This is a genomic window from Alkalispirochaeta alkalica DSM 8900, from assembly GCF_000373545.1.
GTDB classification, from domain to species: Bacteria; Spirochaetota; Spirochaetia; order DSM-27196; family Alkalispirochaetaceae; genus Alkalispirochaeta; species Alkalispirochaeta alkalica.
In genome coordinates this window covers 53,994-78,351 of sequence record NZ_KB891747.1, presented here as the reverse complement: position 1 = coordinate 78,351, position 24,358 = coordinate 53,994, and the positions used below count along the sequence as shown (strand labels likewise).

Genomic DNA, 24,358 nt, shown 5'->3' with positions numbered 1-24,358 from the left:
TGGCCCGAACAGAAAAATATTACAAAAACACTCTTGTTTTGCCTCCGTGATAGTGACAGTCCCCCTGGCGTTCGATACATTAGGGGGGTGATCGAATCGGTGAAGTCCGGTGAAACTCCGGCACTGTCGCGCAACGGTGAAAGTCCGATCCCGGTTCGTTTGCCCCCCGGGGCTCACACTGCTCGCGTCAAGCACCGTTCAGCAGGCTCGCCTGAATCGTTTGTCAGGGCAGTGGGGTATCCCGGGAGACTTCGGCGGAATGATGGTTTGTGCGTCCCTGGTGGCGCCGCCGGCGCATCCGCAGGATACCAGGGAGGATACCTATGCCCGGTTCAGGCCTGTCCGGCCACAGCATTACGCGAGACGGATCACCGGCACCCCGTGATCCCGATACAATCAGTGAGATCTTTTCCGGGGGCGACCACACGGGCCAACTCGATCCCCCGCGCCCGGGGCAGCGCGACATCTTCCGCCGTCGGCTGAATCTGAAGCCCTGGGAGTACCCCGAACTCGCCCGGTATGTAGACTCGATCCGTCATTCCTACTGGATCCATACGGAGTTCAACTACACCGCCGATATTCAGGATTTCAGGGTTCATGTAACCGATCTGGAGCGCGATGTTATTCGCAAGGCGATGCTCGCCATCGCCCAGATCGAGGTTTCGGTGAAAACCTTCTGGGGTGATATATACCAGAGGCTCCCCAAGCCCGAGATCGGTTCCGTGGGTTACACCTTCGCCGAGAGCGAGGTGCGCCACCACGATGCCTATTCGCACCTGCTGGAGCTCCTGGGGCTGAACCACGAGTTCGGGACAATTCACCAGATTCCCTGCATCATGGGGCGAATCCGGTATCTGGACACGACACATCGTGCTGCCCGGAGTCAGGATCCCCGGGAGTACACCCTCGCGATCCTGCTTTTCAGCCTCTTCATCGAGCACGTGTCGCTCTTCTCGCAGTTTCTGATCATCCTGTCCTTCAACAAGTACAGGAATCTCTTCAAGGGAATCTCCAACGTTATCGAGGCTACCTCCAAGGAAGAACAGATTCACGGACTCTTTGGAATAGACCTGATAAGGATTATTCGCCAGGAACAACCGCAGTGGTTCGACCAGGAGATGTCCCGAAAAATTGCCGACCTCTGCCACGAGGCCTGGCACGCCGAGTCGGAGATCGTCCACTGGCTCTTCCAGAAGGGGGAACTCGAATTCCTTCCCAAGGCGCTGGTCCTGGAATTCATCAAGAACCGCTTCAACAATTCCCTGAGAAGTATCGGGGAGGAGCCCTTGCTGGAGGTGGATCCCGCGATGCTCCGGGAAACGGAGTGGTTCGACGACGAGGTGATCACCACCAAACACGGCGATTTTTTTGTCAAGCGATCGATCAACTACAACAAGCGTTCCAGAAGCATTACGGGGGACGATCTGTTCTAGGACGGCGCCTCCCGGCTCGACCCATCTCGGGGAGGCCGGGACCAGCGCAGCAAGGAGCCACCACCGCAGCAAAGCGCCACCTGCGCCGCAAAGCGCCGGTGGCACAGCACCAGCAACGAAAGGAGACACCATGGAATGGCTAAACCAGCACAGCCGGGCCTTTCTGGCCAAAGGATACCTGGCCGAAGGAACCGATCCCGAGGACCGCATCAGATCAATCGCCCGCCACGCCGGGAAGATCCTGCAAAAACATGACTTCGCCGACAGATTTATGGACTACATGGCCCGGGGATATTACTCCCTGTCCTCACCGATCTGGGCCAACTTCGGAACGAAAAAAGGCCTGCCCATCAGCTGTTTCGGGGGTCACCTTTCGGACAGCATGAGCAGTATTCTCTACGCCCAGGCCGAAGCGGGAATGATGAGCAAGTTCGGAGGTGGCACCTCGGGATACTTCGGGGATCTGCGCCACCGGGGAGCACCCATCAGCATGAACGGAGAATCCTCGGGAGCCGTCCACTTCATGCAACTCTTCGAAACAATCGTCAACGTGGTCAGTCAGGGATCCACCCGGCGGGGCCACTTCGCTCCCTACCTCCCAATCGAACACCCCGATATCGGCGAGTTCCTGGACATCGGGACCGAAGGCAACCCCATACAGAACCTGACACACGGCGTTACCGTGTCCGACACATGGATGCAGGCGATGGTCGGGGGCGATCAGGAAAAACGGGCTCTCTGGGCAAAAGTCATCCAGCGGCGGGTCGAGCAGGGCTATCCCTACATCGTCTTCATCGACACGGTGAACCGCACCACCGCCGACGTGTACCGGGACAAGGGACTCAGGATAACCCACAGCAACCTCTGCTCCGAGATAGCGCTGCCCGACAGCGACGACTGGTCCTTCGTCTGCGACCTCTCATCGATGAACCTTCTCCACTACGATCAGTGGAAAGAGACCGACGCCGTGGAAACCCTCATCTTCTTCCTGGACGCCGTCATGACCGATTTCATCCTTCGTCTTGAGGCGCTGCGCGATTCTCCCGACCGTCACGACCGGGAAGCTTTCCACTACATGAAGCGGACTCACACCTTCGCCCGCCAGAACCGGGCCCTGGGGCTGGGCGTCCTGGGATGGCACTCCTACCTGCAATCCCGAATGATCCCCCTGGAAAGCCGGGAGGCCCGGCAGATAAACCTGGAGATCTTCCGGACCCTTCGGGAACGCTCTCTCAAAGCCTCGGAAGAGCTGGCCAGGGAATACGGGGAACCGGAACTCCTGAAAGGCTACGGACGCCGGAACACCACCCTCAACGCCGTGGCCCCCACTACCTCGTCGGCCTTCATCCTGGGCCAGGTCTCCCAGAGCATCGAACCGATCTGGTCCAACTGTTATGTCAAGGACATCGACAAGATGAAGGTCACCATCCACAACCCCCTGCTGAAGAAGGTCCTCCAGGAAAAAGAAGCCGACACCCGCGAGATATGGCATTCCATTCGCGACCACGACGGCTCGGTGCAGCACCTGGAAATTCTCTCGGACCGGGAAAAAGAAGTCTTCAAAACCTTCAGCGAGATCGACCCCCTGGAAATAATCGACCAGGCAGCGGCCCGGCAACCCTATATCGATCAGAGCCAGTCTCTGAACCTCCTGGTGAACCCCGGGACGCCGGCCCGGGAGATCAACCAGCTCTACCTGCGGGCCTGGGAACTGGGGATAAAAAGCCTCTACTATCAGCACTCCACCAGCGCTGCCCAAACCTTCAGCCGGGACAAACTATGCGGAACCGCCTGCGAGGCCTGAGCCCCGTATCCCGCGACATGAAACCCGCCGAACCAATCGGATCATCAGGAACGGAAAGGGGCGTGCCCCTCGCTCCGCTCGGGTCGTGCTTTGCGGGGCTCCGTTCTCGCTTCGGCCCCGGGCGGAGCCGGCTCCGCCCGGGGCAGCCTGCGGCTCCCCTCCAATCACTCACGCCTGGTACATCGATCCCGGGGAGATCACCCCTGCTGCCGGCCCAGAGCCCTCACCAGCCCGTAGGGCAACCGCTCGATCTGCCACCCCGGCAGGGCGTGATGCCACCAGGGAGGCATGCGGTTGGTCAGAATCGTCACAGCAGCTGAGCGATCCAGCGGCCAGGCCACCACGCAGTGCTGGCCGAAGGTACCACCCCCGTGCCACGCCACGGGCCCCCACTGTTTGTGGTCGCCCAGGAACCATCCCAGACCGATCCGGGTGCGGCGCGCGATCCTCGCCCTGGGCCGGGTAGTCTCCTCTGCCAGGGACGCCCAGGGCTCCCCCCGGAGCCCCCTCTGGGCATCCAGAAAGGTCATCATGTCGGCGCCCGTTGAACGCCAGAGTCCGGCAGCCTCCATCCCGGGCCACGAGAAGGGAGGAACCTCCCGACCCCGGGCGTTGTGCCCCCCCATCAGACGGTCGGTGGTGCAGGCCTGGGGATCCAGGGTAGTCTCCCTCATCTCCAGGGGATGAAGAATAAGCGCCTGCACGGCCTCGCCGTAGGGCTGCCCGCAGGCCATGGAGAGGATATGACCCAGCAGGGCCATCCCCAGATTCGAATAGCGCACCTTTCCCGCACCCTTCAGGGGAGGCTCCAGAGCCTGGAGAAAGGAAAACAGATCCCGGGGCTGGAAATCCCCGGTCAGCTGTTGCCCCCGGCGCATCAGCTGCCACTGGCCGAAGGGGTTCCCCGGCAGCCCCGAGGTGTGGGTTGCCAGCGCCTCCAGGGTTACCCCCCTGGACCAGGGAAGGGAAGGGTAAAACCGCGCCACGGGATCGGAGAGGCTGAGCTGCCGCTCCTGCACCAGCAGCGCCAGCAGGGTCGTGGTGAACATCTTGCCCACCGAGCCGATCTCGAAGATCCCCGGCGGNGACCTCCGGGGATGGTCCTGCTGCCAGGTCCAGGACTGATCCTGGCCGTGCCGGTCCCGGAGATGGACCGCCACGTCCATGGCCGGTCTGGGGGAGCGNCCCAGAAAGGACCGNACCAGCGACTCCGCTGCCCCGGTGTTCAGCGGATGATCGGCGGTCAGGTGATCGGTCTTCGGGTGGTCGGTGGTCATGGGGAGGGCCTCCTTTTCGTTTCTGCCAGGGCCACGGGGTCGCCCGGATCCGTTGGGGGCGGAATTCAGCCCCCGGCCGGTGCCTGATACCGGGAAAAATGGTACCATATAATCGGCTGTGCCGGGAGGGGTTCCCGGCTGGAGCGCGCTCAGGGAGGAACTCAGGGAGGAANCATGAGGAGCAGTGAACCATGAGGAACATCAAACCATGAGAACCATTCTGGTGCTTTTTGGGGGGATCGCCGCCTTTGGCCTTCTCTCGGCGCTCTTTCTCGCGGGATGTCAGTCCCGCATCCTCTACCAGCCCCACGCGGGCAGGCAGTGGGTGGGGGTCCCCGACGATCTGGGCATGGCCTGGGACTCCATCGGAATCACCACCGACGACGGAGTTCTTCTGGACGGGTGGTGGATCCCCGCCGGGGACCCCCGGGGAGTGGTGCTCTTTTTTCACGGGAACGCCGGCAACATCTCCCACCGCCTCTCCTCGATCAGGCAGTTTCACGATCTGGGGCTCTCGGTTTTTATCATCGACTATCGGGGGTACGGGCGCAGCCAGGGGAGCCCCTCCGAGGAGGGGACCGCCCGGGATGCCCGGGCCGCCTACCACTTCCTCACCGGCCCCGCAGGGGTTCCGCCGGAGCGGGTAGTGATTTTTGGCCGGTCTCTGGGGGCTGCCGTGGCGGCCGAGCTGGCCCGGGAGGTTTCCTGTGGCGCTGTCATCCTGGAGTCGGCCTTCCGGTCCGTGCCCGCCCTGGCGCGGAGCCTCTACCCCTGGCTGCCCCTGGGCTTTCTGGTCCGCTACGACTATCCCACCGAGTACTACGCTGCCGGGATCACGGCACCGGTGCTGGTGATCCACAGCCCCCACGACGAGATCGTTCCCTTCTCCCACGGCCAGGCGGTCTACGCAGCGGTCCCGGGGGAACGCCGGTTCCTGGAGATCCAGGGCGGTCACAACACGGGCTTTCGCGAAAGCGAACCCCGCTATTCCCGGGAGATCGGACGTTTTCTGGAAGAGGCGCTGCCCGGGGGGAGGCCGTGACCTCCCTCGGCGGTCAGAGCCCCGGAGCTCTCCCCGATCCCCCTTCCTCCGGTCCTGCTCCCTCGCTGACCGATCTGCTGGCGCTTCTGGCGGCGGTCGCGATCTTCTGCTCGACCCTGGAGTACCTTATTCCCAAGCCGGTTCCCTTCTTCCGCATCGGCTTTGCCAACCTGCCCCTGCTCGTGATGATCCGGGTCTTCCGGGGGCGTCATCTCTTCTCCCTGGCCCTGGCCAAGGTCCTGGGGCAGGGGTTGATCAACGGAACCCTGGCCAGCTACGTCTTCCTCTTTTCTCTGGCGGGAACGCTGGCCAGCGTAGCCGTCATGATCGGCGTGGCCCGCGCAGGAGGAAACCGGGTCAGTCTGGTGGGCATCAGCACCGCCGGGGCGCTGGCGAGCAACGTGGTTCAGGTGAGTCTCTCGGTGCTCTTTATCTTCGGCCCCCGGTCCTGGGTGATGGCTCCTCCCTTCCTCCTTCTGGGGGTGGTGGCCGGCGTCTCTGTGGGAGGGCTGGCGGAGTATCTTTCCCGCCGCTCCCGCTGGGTCGCCCGGATCACCGGCGATTATCGGCACATTCTCCTGGGGAGGGGCTCGTGAGCTTGCGTCGTCAGCACCCCTGGATGCTCCGGAACATATCGGCCCGGACGCTCTTTCTTGGCGGGATGGCGCTCTTGCCGGCCTACCTGCTTCAGGAGAACCTGACGATACGGTTTGTCCAGGTTCTCTTCTTTGGCTGGTGCGCTCTTCGGGCCGGGAAGCGGTTGCAGTGGGCCTATTTTCTCACCATTATCGCCACGATCACTCTCTTTCATCTGCTGATTCCCTCGGGAAGGGTCCTGGTCACGCTGGGCATGCTGCGGATCACCCGGGGAGGGCTCGAAACGGGGCTTTTCAAGGCCCTCACCGTGGTGGGGCTCGTCTTTATCTCCCTGGCCTCGGTACGGGCCGATCTGCGCTTGCCCGGCCGGGCCGGGACGCTGGCGGGAAAGATCTTCTGGTCCTTCGAACAGATCATGGAGCGTCGCGATCAGCTGGAGCCCCGGCGGCTGCTGGCATCGGGGGACGATCTGCTGCTGGGGGTGTACGAGGACCTCCTCCTGGGGGGGGAGCTTCCCTCGGACACACTCGCGAGAAAGGGAACGGCCCGGCGTTCCTCCCTGCCGGGGAGCCTGGTGGTTTCGGGCATCGTGGTCCTGCAGTGGGTCGCCCTTTTGGGGGGCTTTTTCTAGACGCCGGGCTCTTCGGGGTCGGGATTGCTCGCTAAACTTGACACGACCCGTGCAGGCGCTATAATTTGCCCTATTACCATTGCGAATGGGGAGGAAGGTTATGCGGCTTTTGTTGATGTTAGCCCTTCCTCTTGCAGGTGGGATTCTAGGTTGGACTATCCGCTGGCTTTACGCCAGGTTTCAGCTCTCGTCGGCAGAACAGAGGGCCGAGCGATTAAGAAAAGACGCGGTAAAGGACGCGGAAGCTCGGAAGACAGAGCTGATACTAGAAACACGAGATGACCTTCAGCGAGAGCGGAATGAACAGGAACGGGAAATTCGCGAACGGCGGAGCGAGCTGCAGCGCATAGAGCGACGGCTCCTTCAGAAGGAAGAAAACCTGGATGAAAAAGCTTCGGCTGTGGAGAAATCCCAGCAGGAGCTGGCAACCCGCGAGAGGAAGCTGGACGAGAGGGACAAGGAACTCGCTGAACAGGAGATCCACTGGCGTAACGAGATGGAGCGTGTCTCCGGTCTCACCCAGGAGGAGGCGCGCAAGCTGATTCTCTCCTCCCTGGAGGATGAGGTGCGCCACGATGCCCAGGGCATCGCCCACAAGATAGAGCAGGAGGCAATCCTCGGCGCCGACCGCCAGGCCAGGGAGATCCTGATCTCCACGGTTCAGCGTCTTGCCAGCGAGGTCAACACCGAGGTGACGGTCTCGTCGGTGAGTTTGCCCAACGACGAGATGAAAGGCCGGATCATCGGCCGGGAAGGCCGGAACATTCGGACCCTGGAGACGCTCACCGGTGTCGATATCATCATCGACGACACCCCCGAGGCCGTCGTGGTTTCCTGTTTCGATCCTATCCGCAAGGAGATCGCCAAGCGCTCCCTGGAGCGGCTCGTCTCGGACGGGCGCATTCACCCCACCAGGATCGAGGAGGTGGTGCAGAAGGTCACGGCCGACATGACCCAGGCGATCTACGAGGAAGGCGAGAAGGTGCTCTACGAGCTGAATATTCACCACCTCAAACCCGAGGGTGTGCGGGGTCTGGGCCGTCTGGCCTTTCGGACCAGCTACGGTCAGAACGTTCTCGCCCACAGCAAGGAAGTGGCCGTTCTCGCCGGTTCCCTGGCAGCCGAGGTCGGCGCTGACGTAGAGATTGCCCGCCGGGGCGGTGTGCTCCACGATATCGGCAAGGGAATCGAGACCGACGGTGACAGCAACCACGTGGAGCTGGGTGTGGAACTGGCCAAACGTCTCGGTGAGGACCCCCGGGTGATCAACGCCATCGCGGCGCACCACGGAGACGTTCCCCACAACTGCATCGAATCGGTGATCGTCCAGGTCGCTGACGCCATATCGGCCTCCCGACCCGGGGCCCGGCGCGAGACTCTGGACAACTACATCAAGCGGCTCGAGAACCTGGAGGAGATCGCCGACGGGTTCGAGGGAGTAGACAAGTCCTTTGCTATCCAGGCGGGACGGGAACTCCGGATCATGGTAAACCACGAGAAGGTGAGTGATCAAGAGGCCCGGGAGATCGCCAAGAAAATCGCGAAGCAGATCGAGGACCAGCTCCGGTACCCGGGGCGGATCAAGGTTACCATGATTCGCGAAACCCGGATCGTGGAATACGCCCGGTAGATATGCGCATACTGATTCTTGGTGATATCATCGGTCAGCCCGGTATGCGGGCGGTTGTGAGCGCTCTCAAGGGCCTCACCCGCCGCTTCCGGGCCGATTTTGTTGTGGTCAACGGCGAGAACGCTGCCGACGGGTTCGGTATAAACCGGGAACTGGCGGACCAGCTCTTTCGGGCCGGCGCGCAGGTTATTACCACGGGAAACCACGTCTGGCACGATCCCGGTGTGACGGACCTGCTGGAACACTGTCCCGAGGTGCTCCGTCCCGATAACTACCCCAAGGGCGCGCCCGGAAGCGGCGTCTGCGTGAGCGAGGGCCGCCAGGGCCGGGTCGCTGTGGTGAACCTTCAGGGGCGCGACCGAATGCCCGCCATCGACTGTCCCTTCCGGCGGTTCCGGGAGATCCGGAAAACCCTGGGAAACAACCTGGACGCGATCATCGTGGACTTCCACGCCGAAACCACCTCCGAGAAAGAGGCCTTCGGCCGGTTTGTGGACGGTGAGGTTTCGGTGATCTACGGTACCCATACCCACATCCAGACCGCCGACGAGCGGATTCTTCCCGGCGGGACCGCCTACATCACCGACGCCGGGGCCTGCCTGGCAGAGCAGAGCGTGATTGGTTTTAACCCCGCCATCAGTACGCGCCGGGCTCTGACGCAGTTGCCACTGCGCAACGAGGTTGCCCAGGGAACGGCGATCATTCACGGACTCTGCGTGGAAACGGAGAAGGGGGGGCTCAAGGCTCTCTCGGTTGAACGGGTCCAGTTCCGGTCCCTGGTCTAGGGGTCGGCCGTGGCGCGACGACGGGCGCTCCTCGAGGCTCTCTGCCTCCAGTATCCTTCCCTGTCCCGGGATTATCTCTACCGGTGCATCATGTGCGGCGAGGTCCGCCGGGGCGATCAGAAGATTACCAACCCCCGCGAACTGGTGGGGCAGGATGATTCCTTTCTCATAACCCGGCCCCGATTTGTTTCCCGGGGGGGAGAAAAGCTCGAGGCGGCCCTCTCGGCCTGGAAGATCGACCCTTCGGGCCGGCGCTGGCTCGACGCGGGAGCCAGTACGGGGGGGTTTACGGATTGCCTGCTCCAGCACGGGGCCGCCCTGGTCCACGCCGTGGATGTGGGGTACAACCAGCTGGACTACCGCCTCCGGCGTGATCCCCGGGTTCTGTCGCAGGAGCGGACCAACGTGCGCGACCTGCAGAGCCTGGATCCCCGGCCGCACGCTGCCGTGTGCGATCTCTCCTTTCGCAGCTTGCGCGGGGTCCTGGCGCACCTTCTCGACCTGACCCTGGAAGGGTGGGCTCTGGCGTTGCTCAAGCCCCAGTTCGAGGCTGCCGCCGAGGTCCGCTGGGGCCGGCGCGATGCCTCCGATGCAGCGTCGGGTGTGGTGAGCGGTGATCTTCGCGATCAGGTTGTGGCCGAGGTGATCCTCTCCCTGGAGCGGGAGGAGGGGGTGCGTGTCCTGCGCCACCTCACCAGCCCCGTGGCGGGGAGGCAGGGGAACCGCGAGGAGCTGCTTCTGGTTGGCCGGGTCGGCCGGGTTGACCGGGTTGACCGGCTTCTCCCGGGGTGCGCCGACCACCAGCGCTGCCGGGGTTAGCCGCGGAAATCCCCGGGTCTCAAGGGTCGTCCGATATAAACACCATCACCGCTGAGATAGGCGGTCTGCTGTCCCTCGATCAGAATCTGCACCGCCTCCACCGTAGGAAAGGCTGTGGCCGTAAGAACGACCTGCTGGAGCTGGGCCAGGTGGCCCTCCACGCCAAGAGCGTTAAAACGGAAGGCCTCGTTGAAGCTCAGGTAGGCCACCCCGTTCTCCACGCGGGCCGAGAGGAGCCGTGTCCCCTCGGGCAGGAGCGTCAGAAGCCCCTTGTTGAGATCCTCCGCCGAGGGCCCGCTGATGAGCGCCTCCAGCGCTTTGGTCAGGGGGCTGCTGGTTGCCGGTCCCGACCGGGAGACCGCTTCGGCCCTGATGCGCCCGTCGTCGGTGACTTTGATGAAATAGACCGTGCTCTGACGTGTCCTGACCGGGGGTTCCTCGTCCCGGGGCTGCCGGGGCGGTGCTACCTCCAGGACTTCCTCTTTCTGCTCCCGGGGAGTCTCTGCAAGGAGGGAATCCGCTGCGGGAGGGTCAGGGGCAGGGGAGGGATCTGTGGCCTCCGGGGGGGGCGAAACCAGAAGATGCTCCGGTGCTGAGGGGTGGGGACGATCCCGGACCGGTGGCTCCTGCAGGCCCGGATCGGCTGGCTCCCCCCTTCCGGCGGGGTCCCCGGTCGAGCCGTTCTCGAAAACCACCTCTACAAAACCGGTGTTCTCCAGGACTGTCCGGATCGAGGGGAGCTTGAACATCAGTAATATGGATATAAACAAAATCGCCGCGATCCAGAAGATAACTCCCAGATGGGGGCGGTTGGAACCTCGTGATCGTGCCATAGCTTTTATTCTCGGCTTTCTTTCCCTCGGGTTTGACCGGAAATCCTGTTTGACAGTAAATCGTCGAACAAACTATAGTACCAGATAATGACGGAACTCAATGGTATCGCCGCATCCCCGGGGATCGCGATTGGAACAGTGTATCTCTATCGCGACGATATTCCCCGGATTCCCCGCTACCGGATCAGCCAGGACCAGCTCGAGGCGGAGCGCCTTCGTCTGGACGAGGCCGTTGCCCGGGCCGGTTCGGATATCGAGGCGATACAGTCCGAGAACGGCAGTGATCTCGAGGGTGACGAGCGGACAATCCTCGATTCCCACCTCCTGATGCTCCGGGATCCTTCCTTTCTGGACTCCCTGAAGAATCGCATGGAGCAGGAACTCCTGAATATCGAGTGGATTCTTGCCCGGACCGTCAAGGAGATGATGAACAAGCTGGCCACGGCCGGCGATGCCTATCTGCGGGAGCGGACCTCCGACATTCTCGATGTGGCAAAACGGATTCTGAACCACCTTCTCGACCGGAGTCGGCCCGAACTGGCCGATCTCGATGAGGAGGTGGTGCTGGTGACCCACGATCTGATGCCCTCCGACGCTGTGGCCATGAACAAGCGTATGGTCCAGGCGATCGCGATGGACGCCGGTGGAAAAACATCCCACACGGCAATTCTGGCGCGAAGTTTCGAGATTCCCGCCGTGCTGGGGCTGGAAACGATCTCCCGTACCCTCTCGGGGGGGGAGAAGATCATCGTCGACGGAAATCACGGGGTGGTGATCATCGACCCCGATGCGGCCACGCTCCAGCGCTACGCCCGCCTCCAGGGGGAGTGGCAGGAACACGAAGTCCAGCTCATGCGGCTCAACGCCCTGCCCGCAGAGACAGCCGACGGCAAGCTCATCTCCCTGAAAGGGAATATCGAGGTGCCCGAGGAGGTGGAGGGTGTGGGAAACCACGGGGCCGACGGCATCGGCCTCTATCGTTCGGAGTTTCTCTTCCTGGGAACGGCTCAGCTCCCCTCGGAGGAGCAGCAGTACCGGGCCTATTACCGCGTGCTGGAGGCTATGGCGGGCAAACCCGTCACGATCAGGACTCTCGACGTAGGGGGGGACAAGGTATCGGAGCAGATCCGCGCCCGGGACGAGAAAAACCCCATTTTGGGGTGGCGGGCGATCCGGGTCTGTCTCAGCGAGGTCGAGGTCTTCCGGACCCAGCTCAGGGCGCTCCTGCGGGCCAGCGTTCACGGCCGGTTGCGGATCATGTTCCCCATGATCTCGGGGGTCATGGAACTCACCCGGGCCATGGAAATTTTCGAGGAGGTCCGCCAGGAGTTGCGGGACCAGGGGGTCCCCTTCGACGAGGAGATCCCCGTGGGCATCATGATCGAGGTCCCCTCGGCGGCCCTCACCACGGATATCCTGGCCAAGAAGGTGGATTTCTTCTCCATCGGGACCAACGACCTCATACAGTACACCGTGGCGGTGGATCGCGGAAACGAGCGGGTGGCCTATCTCTACGAGCCCTTCCATCCCGGGGTGCTCCGGCTCATCAAGATCGTGATCGACAGTGCTCACGCCGAGGGGATCTCCGTGGCCATGTGCGGTGAGATGGCGGGGGATCCCGTGGCGTCCATGGTCCTGCTGGGGTTGGGGCTGGACGAGTTCAGTATGAGTTCTGCCGGAATTCCCGAGGTGAAGCGGATCATTCGCTCCGTTTCCATGGCCGAGGCCGAGGAACTGGCCGGGAACGTGATGGAGATGCGCAGTTCCGCCGAGATCGATCGGGAAGTGCGGACCTATATGCAGGAACGGTTTTCTCTCTTTTAGTTATATTGGTATAGCTGGTTATATTGGTATAGCAGGGGGGCCCGACCAGTGGGGGGGAACCCCCGGCAGCGGGAGCCCGGCAGGGGACGGCCCGGCTGGGAACGACCAGAAGGCAGAGCCGAAAGGCAGACCGGGAAAGCCGGAATAAAACGAAACGGACAGAACAATGCACAGAATATGTATAGCGGGTCGCCCCAATGTGGGCAAATCGACCCTTTTTAACCGCCTCTACGGGAGACGGTCGGCGATCACCGACAGTATGCCCGGCGTCACGCGGGACGCGATCTCGGGGATCGTCTCCCTGGGAGATATGCAACTCGAGGTTATCGACACCGGGGGGATCGGCGAGGGCGAGGCCCAGCTCGAGCAGGCGGTCTACACGATCAGCCGCAACGAGATCCGCCGGGCCGATCTGGTCCTGCTGCTGGTGGATGTGACCGACCTGACCGGCGAGGACGAGGAACTGATCGAATACGTTCGCCGTTGCGGTCGTCCCGTGATTCTGGTGGTGAACAAGGTAGATAACGAGCGGCGCTCCCAGGACGTCTCCGAGTTCTGGCGATTTGGTCTTGAGCNGGTGGTCTCCATCTCTGCGGCCCATGGTCTGGGGATGGACGATCTGGAAGAGGCGGTTCTGGAGGTGCTGGGCGACGACCCCCGTGGGGACAGCCCCCGTGGGGACGAGGGTTCTTCCGGGGAGGAGGCCGGGGGCCATGATGGCGCCGGTGATCTCCAGGAGGATCTCTCCGTCGACGGGACTGACCCGGAGAGCCAGCGCGAGGATCCCCTGGCACGGCCCGTGCGGCTGGCCATTCTGGGGCAACCCAATACGGGCAAGTCCAGTCTGCTCAATCGCCTGGTAGGTGAGGAGCGAGCCCTGGTCTCGGACATAGCGGGAACGACCCGGGATACCGTGGAAGCCCGGTTCTCCTTCAAGGGGACGGAGTTCACCGTGGTCGATACGGCGGGAATCCGCCGCAAGTCCCGGGTGAAGGAATCCGTGGAGTACTATGCCGTGCAGCGCGCCCTCGCTACCATCGACGATGCGGAGCTGGTGGTTCTGGTGATCGACGCCGAGAAGGGGTTGAGCGAACAGGACAAGAAGATCGCTGCCCGGGTGGCGGAGCGGGGCCGCGGGGTCGTGGTGATTCTGAACAAGTGGGACCTCATGCAGGACCGGGAGAACGCTCTCAACGCCCTGACGGACCGCATTCATTTTCTCTTTCCCGTCTTTCGTCACGTGCCGATCCTGCCGACCTCGACCATCACCGGCGAGGGAATCGACAAGATGCTGGACATGCTCCTCCACGTCCGGGGCGAGCTGCATCGCCGGATCGACACAGGTCCCCTGAATCAGGCGCTCAAGCGGTGGCTCGATCAGACGCCGCCTCCCTCGGGAAAGCGGCCCATCAAGATCCGCTATATAACCCAGGTCCACGCCAACCCCGTGCGGTTTGTGCTCTTCACAAACCGGAAAAAGATCTTTCCCGAGTTTTATTTACGGTATATCCAGAATCAGATACGTCAGGATCTGGGTTTTCGGCATATCCCCTTCTTTATCGAACTGAGGGAGTGAGCTGTGGCGGTATCCGGCCTGCTCGACAAGGGGGGCTATACCCTGCAGGATGTATTGCCCCTGGTCCGGGTAAAGCCCCACGTATTGCGTTACTGGGAACAGATGCTTCCCCTGGTCCGTTCGGGCCGGGACGAGGGAGGGCACCGGATCTGGACGGCTGCCCAGCTTCGGATGCTTCTGCGGGTCCGGCATCTCGTGGTCGAGCGCGGCGTGGCGGTGACGGCTGCGGGGGAGGCCCTTCTCCGGGAGGCTTCGGGCGATTCGGCCCGGGTCAAGGCCGGGCTCGAAGGCGTCCGGGATGCGCTCGCGGCGACGCTGATCCGTCTGCGCGATCCCTCCGGTTCCGGCCTCGCCCCGGCCGGGAGCTCTGCCGGTGACAATGCCCCGGCCGGTCCTGGCCGGTACGGAATCGCTCTGGAGCAACTGGTTGCCCGGGGTGTTCTTCCCTCGCCGGAAGAGACATCGCGGCAGGGGAGGGATCCCTCTCTCTCGGTGGTAGCTCCGGCCCGTTCCGGGAGGGAAGGGGCGCGCCTCGTCTATAGCCATCTCTTTGCCCGGGGGGCTCCCGGGGAGATCGCCCGGCATCTTGCCGCCCTGGTGAGGCACCGCCTGGAGCAGGAGACGTCGGGGGAGGATGTTCCCCTGATTGTGGCGGTCCCGGGAGGGCTTGAGGATCTCTACGAGCGATGTCTGCCCCGCCACACGTTTCTGTTGCCCCTGCCGACCCTCTCGTGTCAGCACACGGTCTGTACGGCGCCAACCCTGGCGCTTCTTCTGGCCCTGGCCTCCTCGCGGGAGCTCGATCGGGCGCTCCGGGAGTGGCAGCGGGAGACGGTTCACATCTGGGCCGCCGATTCTCCCCACTCCTCTCCCCGGGACGTGATCTCTCCCNTGGCGATCGCCGCCCCGGGGGGGCTCGCCCTGGGGGTTCGTCCGGCCCCGTCGGGACACCGTCTGACCGAGGCAGCGGCGATTCATCTCGCTACCTGGCGGCCCCGGCTGGAGAGAACCACGCGCTGCGGTGAATGGGTNCCCCACCCCCGGGGGGAGGGGCGGTGNTTCAGGCTCTGGCTCCGGGATCTGGCGGCCCTGGGAGGGCCGGGNGTTCTTGTGCCGGGAGCCTCCCGTCCCGGAGTGTGGCGTGGTTCTTCCTGGCTGGAGCAGCTGCGCCTGGTCTGGGGGGATGCTCCCTTTTCGGGGCTCCCCGCGCCGGGTTCCGGCCCGCCGGAGGCNAACNCTGGCCGGGAAAAAAANCGGGAGGAGCAGGGCCAGTGATTCCCGCGGTGCGGTTGCAGATTCTGCGGCTCTCGACGAACCTGGCCCTTCTCTTCTGTTTTGCTCTGCCCCTGTCGGCGCTGACCTCCCTGCCCGAAACCGATCACGCCCGNCGTGANATGCTGCCTCGNATGACCTCCCTGCAACGGCCCTCCCCGGAAACCCNCCGGGAGGCNCTGCGAACTCCCTCGGGGGAGGTGATCCTCTTCCGCACTTATCACCAGGGCGGNAGAATTTACTACGTCTTTTCTCACCCCGATCAGACCGGTGGCATCACCCTGGCCTCGCCGGGGACCTGGATCGTCCGCAGGCGTCTTGAAGACGGCGCCTTCGAGCAGATCAAGATATTTCTCCAGNACGATCAGGGGTCGTTCCTGAGAATTTTCCCTCGCGGGACGGGTGCGGTCCTGGAGATGGATCTGGCCGGNATCCCCCTCTATCGAGGTGTGCCGATCCCCCTCTCGATGCAGCGAATTCTCACGGCGCCCCTGGCCATGATTCAGCAGAGCACCGCCGGGACCGTAGACTGGACCCTTCTGGAGGTCCAGAGCGATCACAGGGGGTACCGGTCGATTACAGACGCCGTCGCACAAATTCGTGAGGCCCTTCCCCTCTTGGGGGATGCCGACGATGGTGCGATGAACGCCGCCGGGGAGATGGTTTATATCGCTACGGGTCTCCCCCAGGAGGGCNCGGGTGGGTTCAACTGCTCCGGTTTCGCCAAATGGGTTGTGGATGGCTTCCTGCTGCCCCTCCTGGGTGCGGGACTGCCTCTGGAACCGCTCAGGGAACGACACCGGGATCTGCGGGGGACCTCCTGGAGTTCGCGCCTCGAGGAGCTGCGGGACCCCTATTTCGGGCTGGACTGGACGCGCAACCTCGCGCTTCATTATCAGGCTGCGGGGGCAANCCGGGGCCCCGCCGATGATCCCCGCAGTCGGGACGTCCGGAATCTGCCCGTGGGAGAGTACCGGGAGAACCTGGGGTTTCCGCTGGACCAGCTGGACCGGGTTCTCTACTGGCTGGCNCTGCGGGAGCCGGGAAACTTCTATCTGGGCAGCGTAAGCCGCAGTTTTGGCGATGCTCCGGTGTTGCGCCAGCACGCCCACGNGGTGGTCTTCTTTCCCTGGTTCGACCGGTCCGGACGGTTCAACCTGGCCGTGATGGAACGGGGGCAGGAGACCAGCCTCGAGTCCCTGACCCGGCGTTACGGGGGGGAGTTTGTTCATCTGGTCCGGCTCGAGGCCCGATCGGCCTTTCGTCCCCCCGGTCTGGATTACCCCGGTGGTGGAACCGGNCGGGAAGAGACGGCACGGTAATCTCCCGTTTGGATCGAATCATTCCGGATTGAATCTCGTTCTCCGCTGGGATAGACTCGCCGTATGTATCGAAGAGTTCTCTTGTCGCTCGGAGCGGTGATGGTGTTGTTCGTGGTTCCGGCGCTTCATGCCGGGGGACGGGATGTTTTTGAAGAGGCCGAGCGCCGCTTCGCTGCGGGAAACTACGCCCTGGCGATAGAACGGTACGAGCGGCTTCTCCTGGACCATCCAGGGTCGGAGTTCTCTCCCCGGGCTCATCTGCGGATCGCCCAGAGCCACTATCATCTGTTCAACTACGACCTCGCTCTGGACCGGTTCCAGGGAGCGGCCCTGCGCGCTCCCGGCGGCCCCGTGGCCAGGCAGATTCGTTTCTGGGTCGGTCTCACCCACTTTCAGCTGGAAGATTATGCCGAGGCGATACGCGCCTTCACCCGCTATCTGGAGGATCGTCCCGACGATCGCGACCAGATCGCCCGCGCCCGCCTCTACCGGGGGCTCTCCCGGGCAGAACAGGACGATCATGCCCGCGCCCGCGATGATATCGCCCGAGCGCTGGAGGACTTGCAGGGCCGGGAACGGGGCTTCGCCGTGGCTGCCCTGATGGAGCTGCATTCCCGGTTCGGCCAGGACGAAGAGATNCTGGCGCTCTGGGATACCTGGCAGGACCAGCTCGGTGACGACGACGGGTACCAGGAACAGCGCCTTCGCTTCGCCGCCGATGCAGCCTTTTCAACGGGGGATCGGGACCGGGCACGAGAGCTCTATACCTCCCTGGTCTCGCACTCCCTCGATGCTGCCCAGTGGGGGTTCCAGCGGCTCTACGCAATCGCCCGGGAGGAGGGTGATCGTGCAGAGATGCAGGCCGTCTTCCGCCGTGCCGAGCAACGCCTGGCCGCCCAACCCCGGCGGATGAGTGATTTCTGGTTNTTCCTGGGGTCCGAGGCGGTCACGGCNGGGCGGTACGAGCTGGCCGANCTACACCTCTACCGGGTCTGGGATCTTCGCACCACCCAGGCNCTCTCGGGGGAGGTTCCCTTCCTGCTGGCCCGGGCGATNGAACGCCAGGGGCGTCCCGATGAGGCTCTGGAAATTCTGGAAGAATCCCTCAAGGAGGGGCGGTCCGGGGACGAGGCCCGGCTGGAGCGGAAGCTGGTTCTTGCCAGATTGCTCATCGCCCGGGGAGACCACCGGGAAGCGGCNCTTCTCGTGGAGGATATGCCCGAACGCCACACCGGNGCGCGCCCTCTCTACGCCTGGACGTACGCCCTCTACCGGGCCGGAGACGCTTCCAGGGCTCTTTCCATCCTCGACCGGACCTCGAGCCAGCCCCTGGTGAGAGAATTGCCGGACCTGATGCGTTTGCGCGGGCGGTTGCAGCTCGATCTGGGCCAGCCCGCCGAGGCGGTNCGGTCCTTCCGGGAGTATCTGGGAGAACATCCCCGGGACGAGGGTGCCCGGATAGAGCTGATTCGGGCGCTGGTGGGTGCTTCCCAGTTTCCTGCGGCCTCCCGGGAACTGCAGCGTGTCGATCTCTCGAAGATATCCCCCGGGCAGCAGCAGGACGTACAGTACCTTCAGGGCCTCACGGCCTTTCACGGGCGCCGGTACCAGGAGGCAGCAGACCTCTTTCAGGGCGTCACGCTTCAGGGCTACGAACCCTTCCGTTCCTATCATCTGGCCTGGTCTCTGTATCGGTCGGGGGAACTGGCCCGGGCCGAGGAGGCGATCGCCTCGGTCATCGACGATCTACCCCCGGAGCTCTTTTTCGACGGAGGTTACCTCTACGGGTGGATCCTTTCCCGGGGCGGTCACCACCGGGAAAGCGCCCTCCAGCTCCTGCGGCTTCTGGCTGCCAACCCTCCTCGGGAAGGGGAACTTCAGGTTCGGCAACTCCTGGCCTCGGTGTATCTGGAGAAGGGCTCCTACGACGATGCCCTCGGCCATTACCAGAGCCTTCCCGGGCTCGCTGCAGATCCGGTACAGAGGGCTGCCTTGTGGAGCCAGTACGCGTCGGTTCTTGCCCTGGTGGGCCAGCCGCTGGAGGCGGTCGCCGAGTTTGACGAACTCCACGCCCGTCTGGACGATACCCCCGCCGGCGCGGGAGCGCTCCTCGAGGCCGGCCAGATTCTCTATACCGAAGGCTCGCTCGCCGAGGCCCGGGAACGATTCCGCCAATACCAGGCGCGCTACCCCGAAGGGCCCGAACGTGCCCGGGCGCTCTACTGGGCCGGGGCGGTCTCCCTGGAGATGGGTGAGCCCGCCCGGGCGCTCCTCTGGTGGGAGCCCCTGGTTCGGGATTTTCCCCGCAGTACCTTCACTCCCCGGGCTCTGGCAGAGACAGCGCGCATCTACGAGGAGCGGGGACAGCGAAGGCAGGCCCTGGAGCTCTACGATCGTTTTGTGGCCGCCTATCCCGATCACGATCAGGCTCCCGAGGCCGAGAGAAGCCGCCGGAGGATNAGACTCGAACTGGACGGCCTCAGCACCCGCGAGGCAGAGCTCTGGGTTCTTCTGGAACCCGCCACAGGTGATCCGCCGCCCGNAGGAGGTGAATCCTGGTTTCAGGCGGTCCTGGAACTTGGAACGATCGCGATCCGCGAGCAGATCGTCCTCACGAGCCAGCGNAACCGCATTGTGGAATATCTCATCGAGGGAGCTCGTGTTGATACCGATGAGGGGGCCCAGGCGGCGATTCTCCTGGCCGAGTACTATCGTCGCCGGGGGGAGACACGAGCCGCCCTGGAGCAGTATCTCCGCGCGGCCAGTATCCCCGGAGTCTCCAGCGAGCGAGCCGCCCAGAGCCTCTACGAGGTTGCCGTCCTGGCCCGCGACGAGGGTGAGCGGGGCGCCATGGAGGAAGCCCTGGAAGAGCTGCTCGACCGGTTCAGCGGATCGGTCTGGGCGGATCGCGCCAAGAGTCTGATGGAGCAGAACCGATGAAGACATTACGAACCATAGCGCTCTCTCTCCTGGTGATGACCGGTGGAGCACTGTCCTCTCCGGGTGCGGAGGAGGTTATCGACCTCAGCCCGGAACGGTCGGCCGCTGAAGTTGCCCCCGTGGAGACTGCCCTGGGCGGCCTGCCCCCTCTGGAACCGTTGCCTCTGGCGGAGGTTCTCCTGGACCCGGACTACCGGCCCCTCGACGCCCTGGCGGCGGCGATCCCCGTTCCCGCGCTCCCCCGCGATGCCGTNGGAGCAGCCGAGACNCTTCCGGGAGAGCAACTCTTTTTCAACGCCACCCTCGGNGCCGGCTCGATCCACTCCGTTCTGGGGAGTATCAATGTCTTCCGTCTCGGTGAGGGCCCCCAGTTTCGTCTGAGTTACAACCATCGCTCCAGCGACGGNTTCAACTTCGAGGAGGTGGGGAGCGGCTTCTTTCTCCAGGAAAACCTGATCGANGCCTGGCTCCGGATCGAGCCACAAGATCAGCTCGCCCTGGAAGCAGAGATGGCCTACGAGGATCAGCGTTTCGGGCTTCAGCAGCAGCGCAAGTACTACTCCGCCGAGACGCGAACCATCCAGGGGCGCACGCGGCTGGNGTATCTCTGGGACCACCGGACCACCACCTCGCTGGATCTGGAGGTGCAGGAGCTGAGCCGGGTTCTGACGGCCCTGGATTCTGCGGGTGATTCCGAGCGGGAACAGTTCTACCGGGTTTCTCCCCTTCTTTCGGGTGTGATGGAGCTTCCCAGGCTCACCGTAGAGACCGGTCTGGACTACACCGGCCTCTTTTCCAGCGGTACCGGCCTCGATCCTGCCTCGCTGGTGGGGTCATCCCTGCGGGTAGAGGGGGTTCCTCTGGAAGGGTTGACCCTGACCGGAAAGGGCGCGGTGCGCTACCGCTTCGACGACAGGCCCTATTTCCCCCTCGAGGCGGGGTTCCAGTATAATCAGGGTGATCGCTGGACCCTGCGGGGTCAGGGCGGATATCGGGTGCTGGAGCAATCCTACGCCGACCTCTGGGAGGATTATCCCGTGGTGGAAATTCCCGAGGGCGAGAAGGATCATCCGCCTCTGGATGAGGTCTTCTTTGCCGAGGGAGAACTCTCCCTGAACCTGCTCCCCGGTTTTCTCCAGCTGAACGGAAGGGTCGGCTGGTTTCTGCATCAGGACCGGCTGATTCCCGAGGCCTACCAGGAGNCCCGGGCCGTGTATCCCCTGCGGATAGACGAGTTCGAGCGCCTCGACACCCGGGCTTCGGTCGCTCTTTCGCCCCGGGACTGGCTGCGGGCCGAGATGGGGTGGACGGGCCGCTGGGAGGACCGTGATTCCGGCACGGCCGAGCAGACCCTGGACCTCTCGCTCCGGGGGGAGCTCGGCAAGGTTGTGGCCGATCTGGAGATGGAGATCCCCCTGGAGAAGGGGGAGATGGAGCTGCCCCTTCTGGGAGGCTCCCTTCGCTACAGTCTTGCCCGGGACGTGGAACTCCGGGTTTTTGTGAGGGACCTGCTCGGTCCCTTCGAGGATGAGGGGCGAACCCGGCGTGGAATGAAGCCCGCCGAGGCAGATCCCTTCATCGAACCGGGTTTTGAGGCGGGCGCCTCGATTCGGGTGAGTTTCTGATGGACCGGGTCTTTCTCGCCGGTGGAGACCTCCCCGGGGGTGATATCTTCTCCCCGGCGGCTCTGTCCGTCGCGGGAGGTCGTCCGACCCGCGAGTACCCGAAGTACACCAACCAATCTTGAGCAAGGAGGCGCAGATACCATGATGGACATAATACAGCGAGGGGGGGTGATCATCGTTCTGATCATCCTGCTTTCCGTAGTTGGGGTAGCTATTATCATCGAGCGGCTCCTCTATTTCAGAAAAAACCAGGGTGACGAGAACACCATAATGAAACGTCTCGAGACAACCCTGGCCAAGGGAAACTTCGACGAGGCCCTGGCAATTTGCGAGACCATGCCCTGTCCCATCACAAACCTCATGAAGGTGGGGATCGAACACCGCGAATATTCACGGGAAGTGATCAAGATGGCGATCAGCGATGCCGCGAACATGGAGATTCCCCGGATGGAGCGCTTCCTCTCGACCCTGGGAACGATCGCTCACATCACCCCGCTTCTGGGTCTTCTGGGAACGGTAACGGGTAATATCCAGGCCTTCGGGGTCCTGGGGCAGACCGGGATCGGTACGGGTGATCCCGCGGTCCTGGCCGGGGGAATATCCGAGGCCCTTCTCACTACGGCTGCGGGGATCATCGTATCCATCCCGGCGATCGCCTTCTACAATTATCTGGTAAGCCGCGTGAACCACTCCATTATTCGTCTGGAGAACAGGGTGAACGAGCTGGTCCTCTATCTGAGGAAGGAGTGATATGGTTCATTTTCAGCGAAGACTTCAGCCCAGGGTACACGTTGACCTCGTCCCGATGATCGACGTGGTGTTTCAGCTGGTTATCTTCTTCATGCTCTCCAGCACCCTCATCACCCGAACGGGGCTGGATCTGGATCTCCCCGGGGCCCGCAGTTCCCGGGAGTCCCTGACCAGCTCGGTGGTTCTCTCGGTAGTTTCCCGGGACGAAATATATCTGGGCGATGAACGCTTCACCCTGGGTGAACTGGAATCGCTCCTGGCAGAACAGAGGGAGAGCTTTGAGGACCGGGCTATCTCGATCGAGGCCGACGCATCGCTTCCCTACGGAACGATGATCTCGGTCCTGGACGTGTTGCGCCTCCACGGTTTCCGGGGTGCCAACCTGGTGGCAGAGCAGATCCGGGAGCGTCATGGGACCGATTAGGATTCCCGCTTCGGACCGCGCGCGCCTTGGCCTGGCCCTGGCCCTGGCCCTGCTGATCCACGGGTTGATCTTTCTTCTCTTTCCCTCTCTCGGGACGAGGGACCCGCGACGGCTGGAACCGCCCCTGCACGTTACCTTTGACCCTCTGCCCGAGTTGCTTCAGGATGAGCCGCCCCCGGAGCCGGAAGCCCCCCCGGAGCCGGAAGAAGCGACGCTCCGGGATATCCCCGAGGAGCGTGCTCCGGAGCCCCGGCCCCAGGAAGAGCCCCCTGCGGGAGCTGCCGCTGCTCCCGCCCCGGCACCACCACCTGCGCCGAAACCCGAGCCTGCGCCGGAACCCGAGCCTGCACCGGCGCCACCGCCGCCCCCACCGCCACCACCACCTCCTCCACCCCCGCCACGAGAGCGGGCCGTCGATCGGGACGCCCTCAGGGAGCAACCGCCCCGGGGCGACGCTCCACGGCTGGAACAGGAGATCGGGGAGCTCTACCGGTGGCAGCAGGAGTTTCAGGAAACCCTGGAGAGCCACGACCGGGAACAGCAGGACCGCCTCTCGGCAGCGGAAACGCTCCCCGGGCAGGAACGGCCCGCACCGGCGCGGTCCTTCGCAGAAGAACTCTCCCGGATGCTGGCCGAGCTCCGNCAGGCAGGGCANCAGGTGGTCTCCGCAGCCGACCTGGATGCCCCNCTTTCCCGTCAGCCCCGGGAGGAGACCGACTCTCCGGGAATCTCCGTGCCCGCCTCGGGTGACTCCCCTCATGGAATCTCGGGAGAACGACGNCGCCGCATCGGCGGGGGCAGCCCCGACCTTCAAGGGCTTGCACTTCCGGCGGGATTCCCGCCAGAGTACCCGGTGCGGGTTGTTTTCTCCGTAAACGCCCGGGGCGAGGTCATCTCGGCCCGCCTGGCGCCTCCCACGCCCTCGGAAGCCCTGAACCAGCGCATCCGCAGGGCCGTGGAAGAATGGCGTTTTGAGCCCTCGGAAGGGTCGCCCCCTGTGGAGGGATCGGTTACAATCATCGTGGAGACAAAGGCAAGATAGTGATCGTGACAAACAGAGTTTCAGCAGTTGCATTTGATATCGACGGAACCCTCTATCCCAACGCGGCGATGTACCGCGCTACGGCGCTCCTGGCGTTTCGCCATCTGCGCCTCTTTCGCGCCTTCGGCGAGGCCCGGAAAGAGGTCCGCCGNGAGCTGCCACAGGACCCTCCCTCTCCGGAGGCCCTGGAAAAGCGCACCGTGGCGCTCACGGCGGACCGTCTTGGCTGGTCCGAGGATAAAACGGCCGGGGCGATCAGGGAGATTATCTATCACCGCTGGGAACAAACCCTGCGGGGAGTTTCCCTCTATCCCGGGGCACGGGAGCTTTTGCTGTGGCTAAANGAACAGGGAATCCCCCTGGGAGCCATGTCCGACTTNCCCACAGAATCAAAGCTTCGGATTCTGGACCTCGAGGGGCTCTGGGANGTTGCCTTTTCGTCGGAAGAAACAGGGGCGCTCAAGCCCCACCGGGTAGCCTTTGACAAGCTGGCCCTGGATCTGGGGGTCCCTGCCCAGGAAATCCTCTACGTGGGCAACAGCTACCACTACGATGTGCTGGGAGCGGGCGCTGCGGGAATGCAGACGGCTCACCTCACGGGAAAACCTGTTGTCGCCGGGAAGGCCGATTTCTCCTTCTCCCGTTTTTCTGCGCTCCGGGAATGGCTGCAGCACCGGATCGGGGCCACCGGACAGTCATGATGCCGCAGGCCGGAACCAGGGGATCGAGCCG

General features: G+C 63.6%; 19 protein-coding genes and 1 riboswitch. Of the genes, 17 read left to right on the top strand and 2 right to left on the bottom strand.

Translation table 11 applies throughout. From position 1 onward, the window contains the following. Positions 1–82: 82 nt before the first annotated feature. A riboswitch (adenosylcobalamin-variant (AdoCbl-variant) riboswitch) is annotated at positions 83–161 on the top strand. A gap of 162 nt (positions 162–323) precedes the next feature. After that, a complete protein-coding gene (locus tag B071_RS0112465; protein WP_018527406.1) occupies positions 324–1,433 on the top strand; it encodes a ribonucleotide-diphosphate reductase subunit beta in 1,110 nt (369 codons plus the stop codon). Positions 1,434–1,563: 130 nt separating this feature from the next. Further along, positions 1,564–3,237, top strand: coding sequence for a ribonucleoside-diphosphate reductase subunit alpha (locus B071_RS0112460; protein WP_018527405.1), 1,674 nt, complete (start codon positions 1,564–1,566; stop codon positions 3,235–3,237). Positions 3,238–3,434: 197 nt separating this feature from the next. Here the strand turns inward: B071_RS0112460 and B071_RS0112455 are convergent, their stop codons facing one another. Continuing rightward, complete coding sequence (locus B071_RS0112455) at positions 3,435–4,403, bottom strand: serine hydrolase domain-containing protein (protein ID WP_438829708.1); 969 nt, start codon at positions 4,401–4,403, stop codon at positions 3,435–3,437. Between the two features lie 319 nt (positions 4,404–4,722). Here B071_RS0112455 and B071_RS0112450 point away from each other — a divergent pair, with 319 nt between their 5' ends. The 6 genes from B071_RS0112450 (at position 4,723) to B071_RS17565 (ending at position 10,018) form a co-directional block, all read left to right on the top strand. Next, positions 4,723–5,556: an alpha/beta hydrolase gene (locus B071_RS0112450; protein WP_018527403.1), complete on the top strand. Its 834-nt coding sequence runs from the start codon at positions 4,723–4,725 to the stop codon at positions 5,554–5,556. Then, positions 5,553–6,152, top strand: a complete 600-nt coding sequence (locus B071_RS17575) for a Gx transporter family protein (RefSeq protein ID WP_018527402.1) — start codon at positions 5,553–5,555, stop codon at positions 6,150–6,152. Before B071_RS0112450 ends, B071_RS17575 begins: the two co-directional genes overlap by 4 nt. Further along, positions 6,149–6,784: a DUF8519 domain-containing protein gene (locus B071_RS17570; protein WP_146049561.1), complete on the top strand. Its 636-nt coding sequence runs from the start codon at positions 6,149–6,151 to the stop codon at positions 6,782–6,784. The genes B071_RS17575 and B071_RS17570 overlap by 4 nt, the downstream gene beginning before the upstream one ends. Before the next feature lie 100 nt (positions 6,785–6,884). Next, positions 6,885–8,414 (top strand): ribonuclease Y, encoded by a 1,530-nt coding sequence (gene rny / locus B071_RS0112435; protein WP_040588445.1) that lies wholly within the window; start codon positions 6,885–6,887, stop codon positions 8,412–8,414. Positions 8,415–8,416: 2 nt separating this feature from the next. Next, positions 8,417–9,199 (top strand): TIGR00282 family metallophosphoesterase, encoded by a 783-nt coding sequence (locus B071_RS0112430; RefSeq protein ID WP_018527399.1) that lies wholly within the window; start codon positions 8,417–8,419, stop codon positions 9,197–9,199. Positions 9,200–9,208: 9 nt separating this feature from the next. After that, the gene (locus B071_RS17565; RefSeq protein WP_018527398.1) at positions 9,209–10,018 is read left to right on the top strand and encodes a TlyA family RNA methyltransferase; all 810 of its coding nucleotides are present in this window, start codon (positions 9,209–9,211) and stop codon (positions 10,016–10,018) included. Here B071_RS17565 and B071_RS0112420 read toward each other — a convergent pair. Further along, entirely contained in the window at positions 10,015–10,851 is an 837-nt protein-coding gene (locus B071_RS0112420; protein WP_026245217.1) for a GerMN domain-containing protein, read from the bottom strand. The two genes, B071_RS17565 and B071_RS0112420, sit on opposite strands and share 4 nt — an antisense overlap. Positions 10,852–10,938: 87 nt before the next feature. Here B071_RS0112420 and ptsP point away from each other — a divergent pair, with 87 nt between their 5' ends. The 9 genes from ptsP to B071_RS0112365 all read left to right on the top strand — a co-directional run bounded on the left by ptsP (position 10,939) and on the right by B071_RS0112365 (position 24,327). Then, positions 10,939–12,675 carry a phosphoenolpyruvate--protein phosphotransferase gene (ptsP, locus tag B071_RS0112415; RefSeq protein ID WP_026245216.1) on the top strand — a complete coding sequence of 579 codons (1,737 nt, stop codon included), beginning with the start codon at positions 10,939–10,941 and terminating at the stop codon, positions 12,673–12,675. A 166-nt stretch (positions 12,676–12,841) separates the two neighbouring features. After that, positions 12,842–14,251: a ribosome biogenesis GTPase Der gene (der, locus tag B071_RS0112410; RefSeq protein WP_026245215.1), complete on the top strand. Its 1,410-nt coding sequence runs from the start codon at positions 12,842–12,844 to the stop codon at positions 14,249–14,251. A 3-nt stretch (positions 14,252–14,254) separates the two neighbouring features. After that, positions 14,255–15,526 carry a MerR family transcriptional regulator gene (locus B071_RS18665; RefSeq protein ID WP_018527394.1) on the top strand — a complete coding sequence of 424 codons (1,272 nt, stop codon included), beginning with the start codon at positions 14,255–14,257 and terminating at the stop codon, positions 15,524–15,526. Next, a complete protein-coding gene (locus B071_RS20660) occupies positions 15,523–16,845 on the top strand; it encodes a DUF8515 domain-containing protein (RefSeq protein WP_018527393.1) in 1,323 nt (440 codons plus the stop codon). The genes B071_RS18665 and B071_RS20660 overlap by 4 nt, the downstream gene beginning before the upstream one ends. 63 nt (positions 16,846–16,908) lie before the next feature. Further along, positions 16,909–19,785 carry a tetratricopeptide repeat protein gene (locus tag B071_RS0112395; protein WP_083914940.1) on the top strand — a complete coding sequence of 959 codons (2,877 nt, stop codon included), beginning with the start codon at positions 16,909–16,911 and terminating at the stop codon, positions 19,783–19,785. A 1,766-nt stretch (positions 19,786–21,551) separates the two neighbouring features. After that, entirely contained in the window at positions 21,552–22,160 is a 609-nt protein-coding gene (locus tag B071_RS0112380) for a MotA/TolQ/ExbB proton channel family protein (RefSeq protein WP_018527390.1), read from the top strand. Between the two features lies 1 nt (position 22,161). Continuing rightward, positions 22,162–22,584, top strand: coding sequence for an ExbD/TolR family protein (locus tag B071_RS0112375; protein WP_018527389.1), 423 nt, complete (start codon positions 22,162–22,164; stop codon positions 22,582–22,584). Then, positions 22,571–23,626, top strand: coding sequence for an energy transducer TonB (locus tag B071_RS0112370; RefSeq protein WP_018527388.1), 1,056 nt, complete (start codon positions 22,571–22,573; stop codon positions 23,624–23,626). Before B071_RS0112375 ends, B071_RS0112370 begins: the two co-directional genes overlap by 14 nt. Further along, the gene (locus B071_RS0112365; RefSeq protein WP_018527387.1) at positions 23,626–24,327 is read left to right on the top strand and encodes an HAD family hydrolase; all 702 of its coding nucleotides are present in this window, start codon (positions 23,626–23,628) and stop codon (positions 24,325–24,327) included. Before B071_RS0112370 ends, B071_RS0112365 begins: the two co-directional genes overlap by 1 nt. Positions 24,328–24,358 lie beyond the last annotated feature (31 nt).

Coding starts and splice junctions, on each gene's coding strand:
- B071_RS0112465 (WP_018527406.1), top strand. CDS start 324: ATGCCCGGTTCAGGCCTGTCCGGCCACAGCATTACGCGAGACGGATCA.
- B071_RS0112460 (WP_018527405.1), top strand. CDS start 1,564: ATGGAATGGCTAAACCAGCACAGCCGGGCCTTTCTGGCCAAAGGATAC.
- B071_RS0112450 (WP_018527403.1), top strand. CDS start 4,723: ATGAGAACCATTCTGGTGCTTTTTGGGGGGATCGCCGCCTTTGGCCTT.
- rny (WP_040588445.1), top strand. CDS start 6,885: ATGCGGCTTTTGTTGATGTTAGCCCTTCCTCTTGCAGGTGGGATTCTA.
- B071_RS0112430 (WP_018527399.1), top strand. CDS start 8,417: ATGCGCATACTGATTCTTGGTGATATCATCGGTCAGCCCGGTATGCGG.
- B071_RS0112420 (WP_026245217.1), bottom strand. CDS start 10,851: ATGGCACGATCACGAGGTTCCAACCGCCCCCATCTGGGAGTTATCTTC.
- ptsP (WP_026245216.1), top strand. CDS start 10,939: ATGACGGAACTCAATGGTATCGCCGCATCCCCGGGGATCGCGATTGGA.
- B071_RS0112380 (WP_018527390.1), top strand. CDS start 21,552: ATGATGGACATAATACAGCGAGGGGGGGTGATCATCGTTCTGATCATC.
- B071_RS0112375 (WP_018527389.1), top strand. CDS start 22,162: ATGGTTCATTTTCAGCGAAGACTTCAGCCCAGGGTACACGTTGACCTC.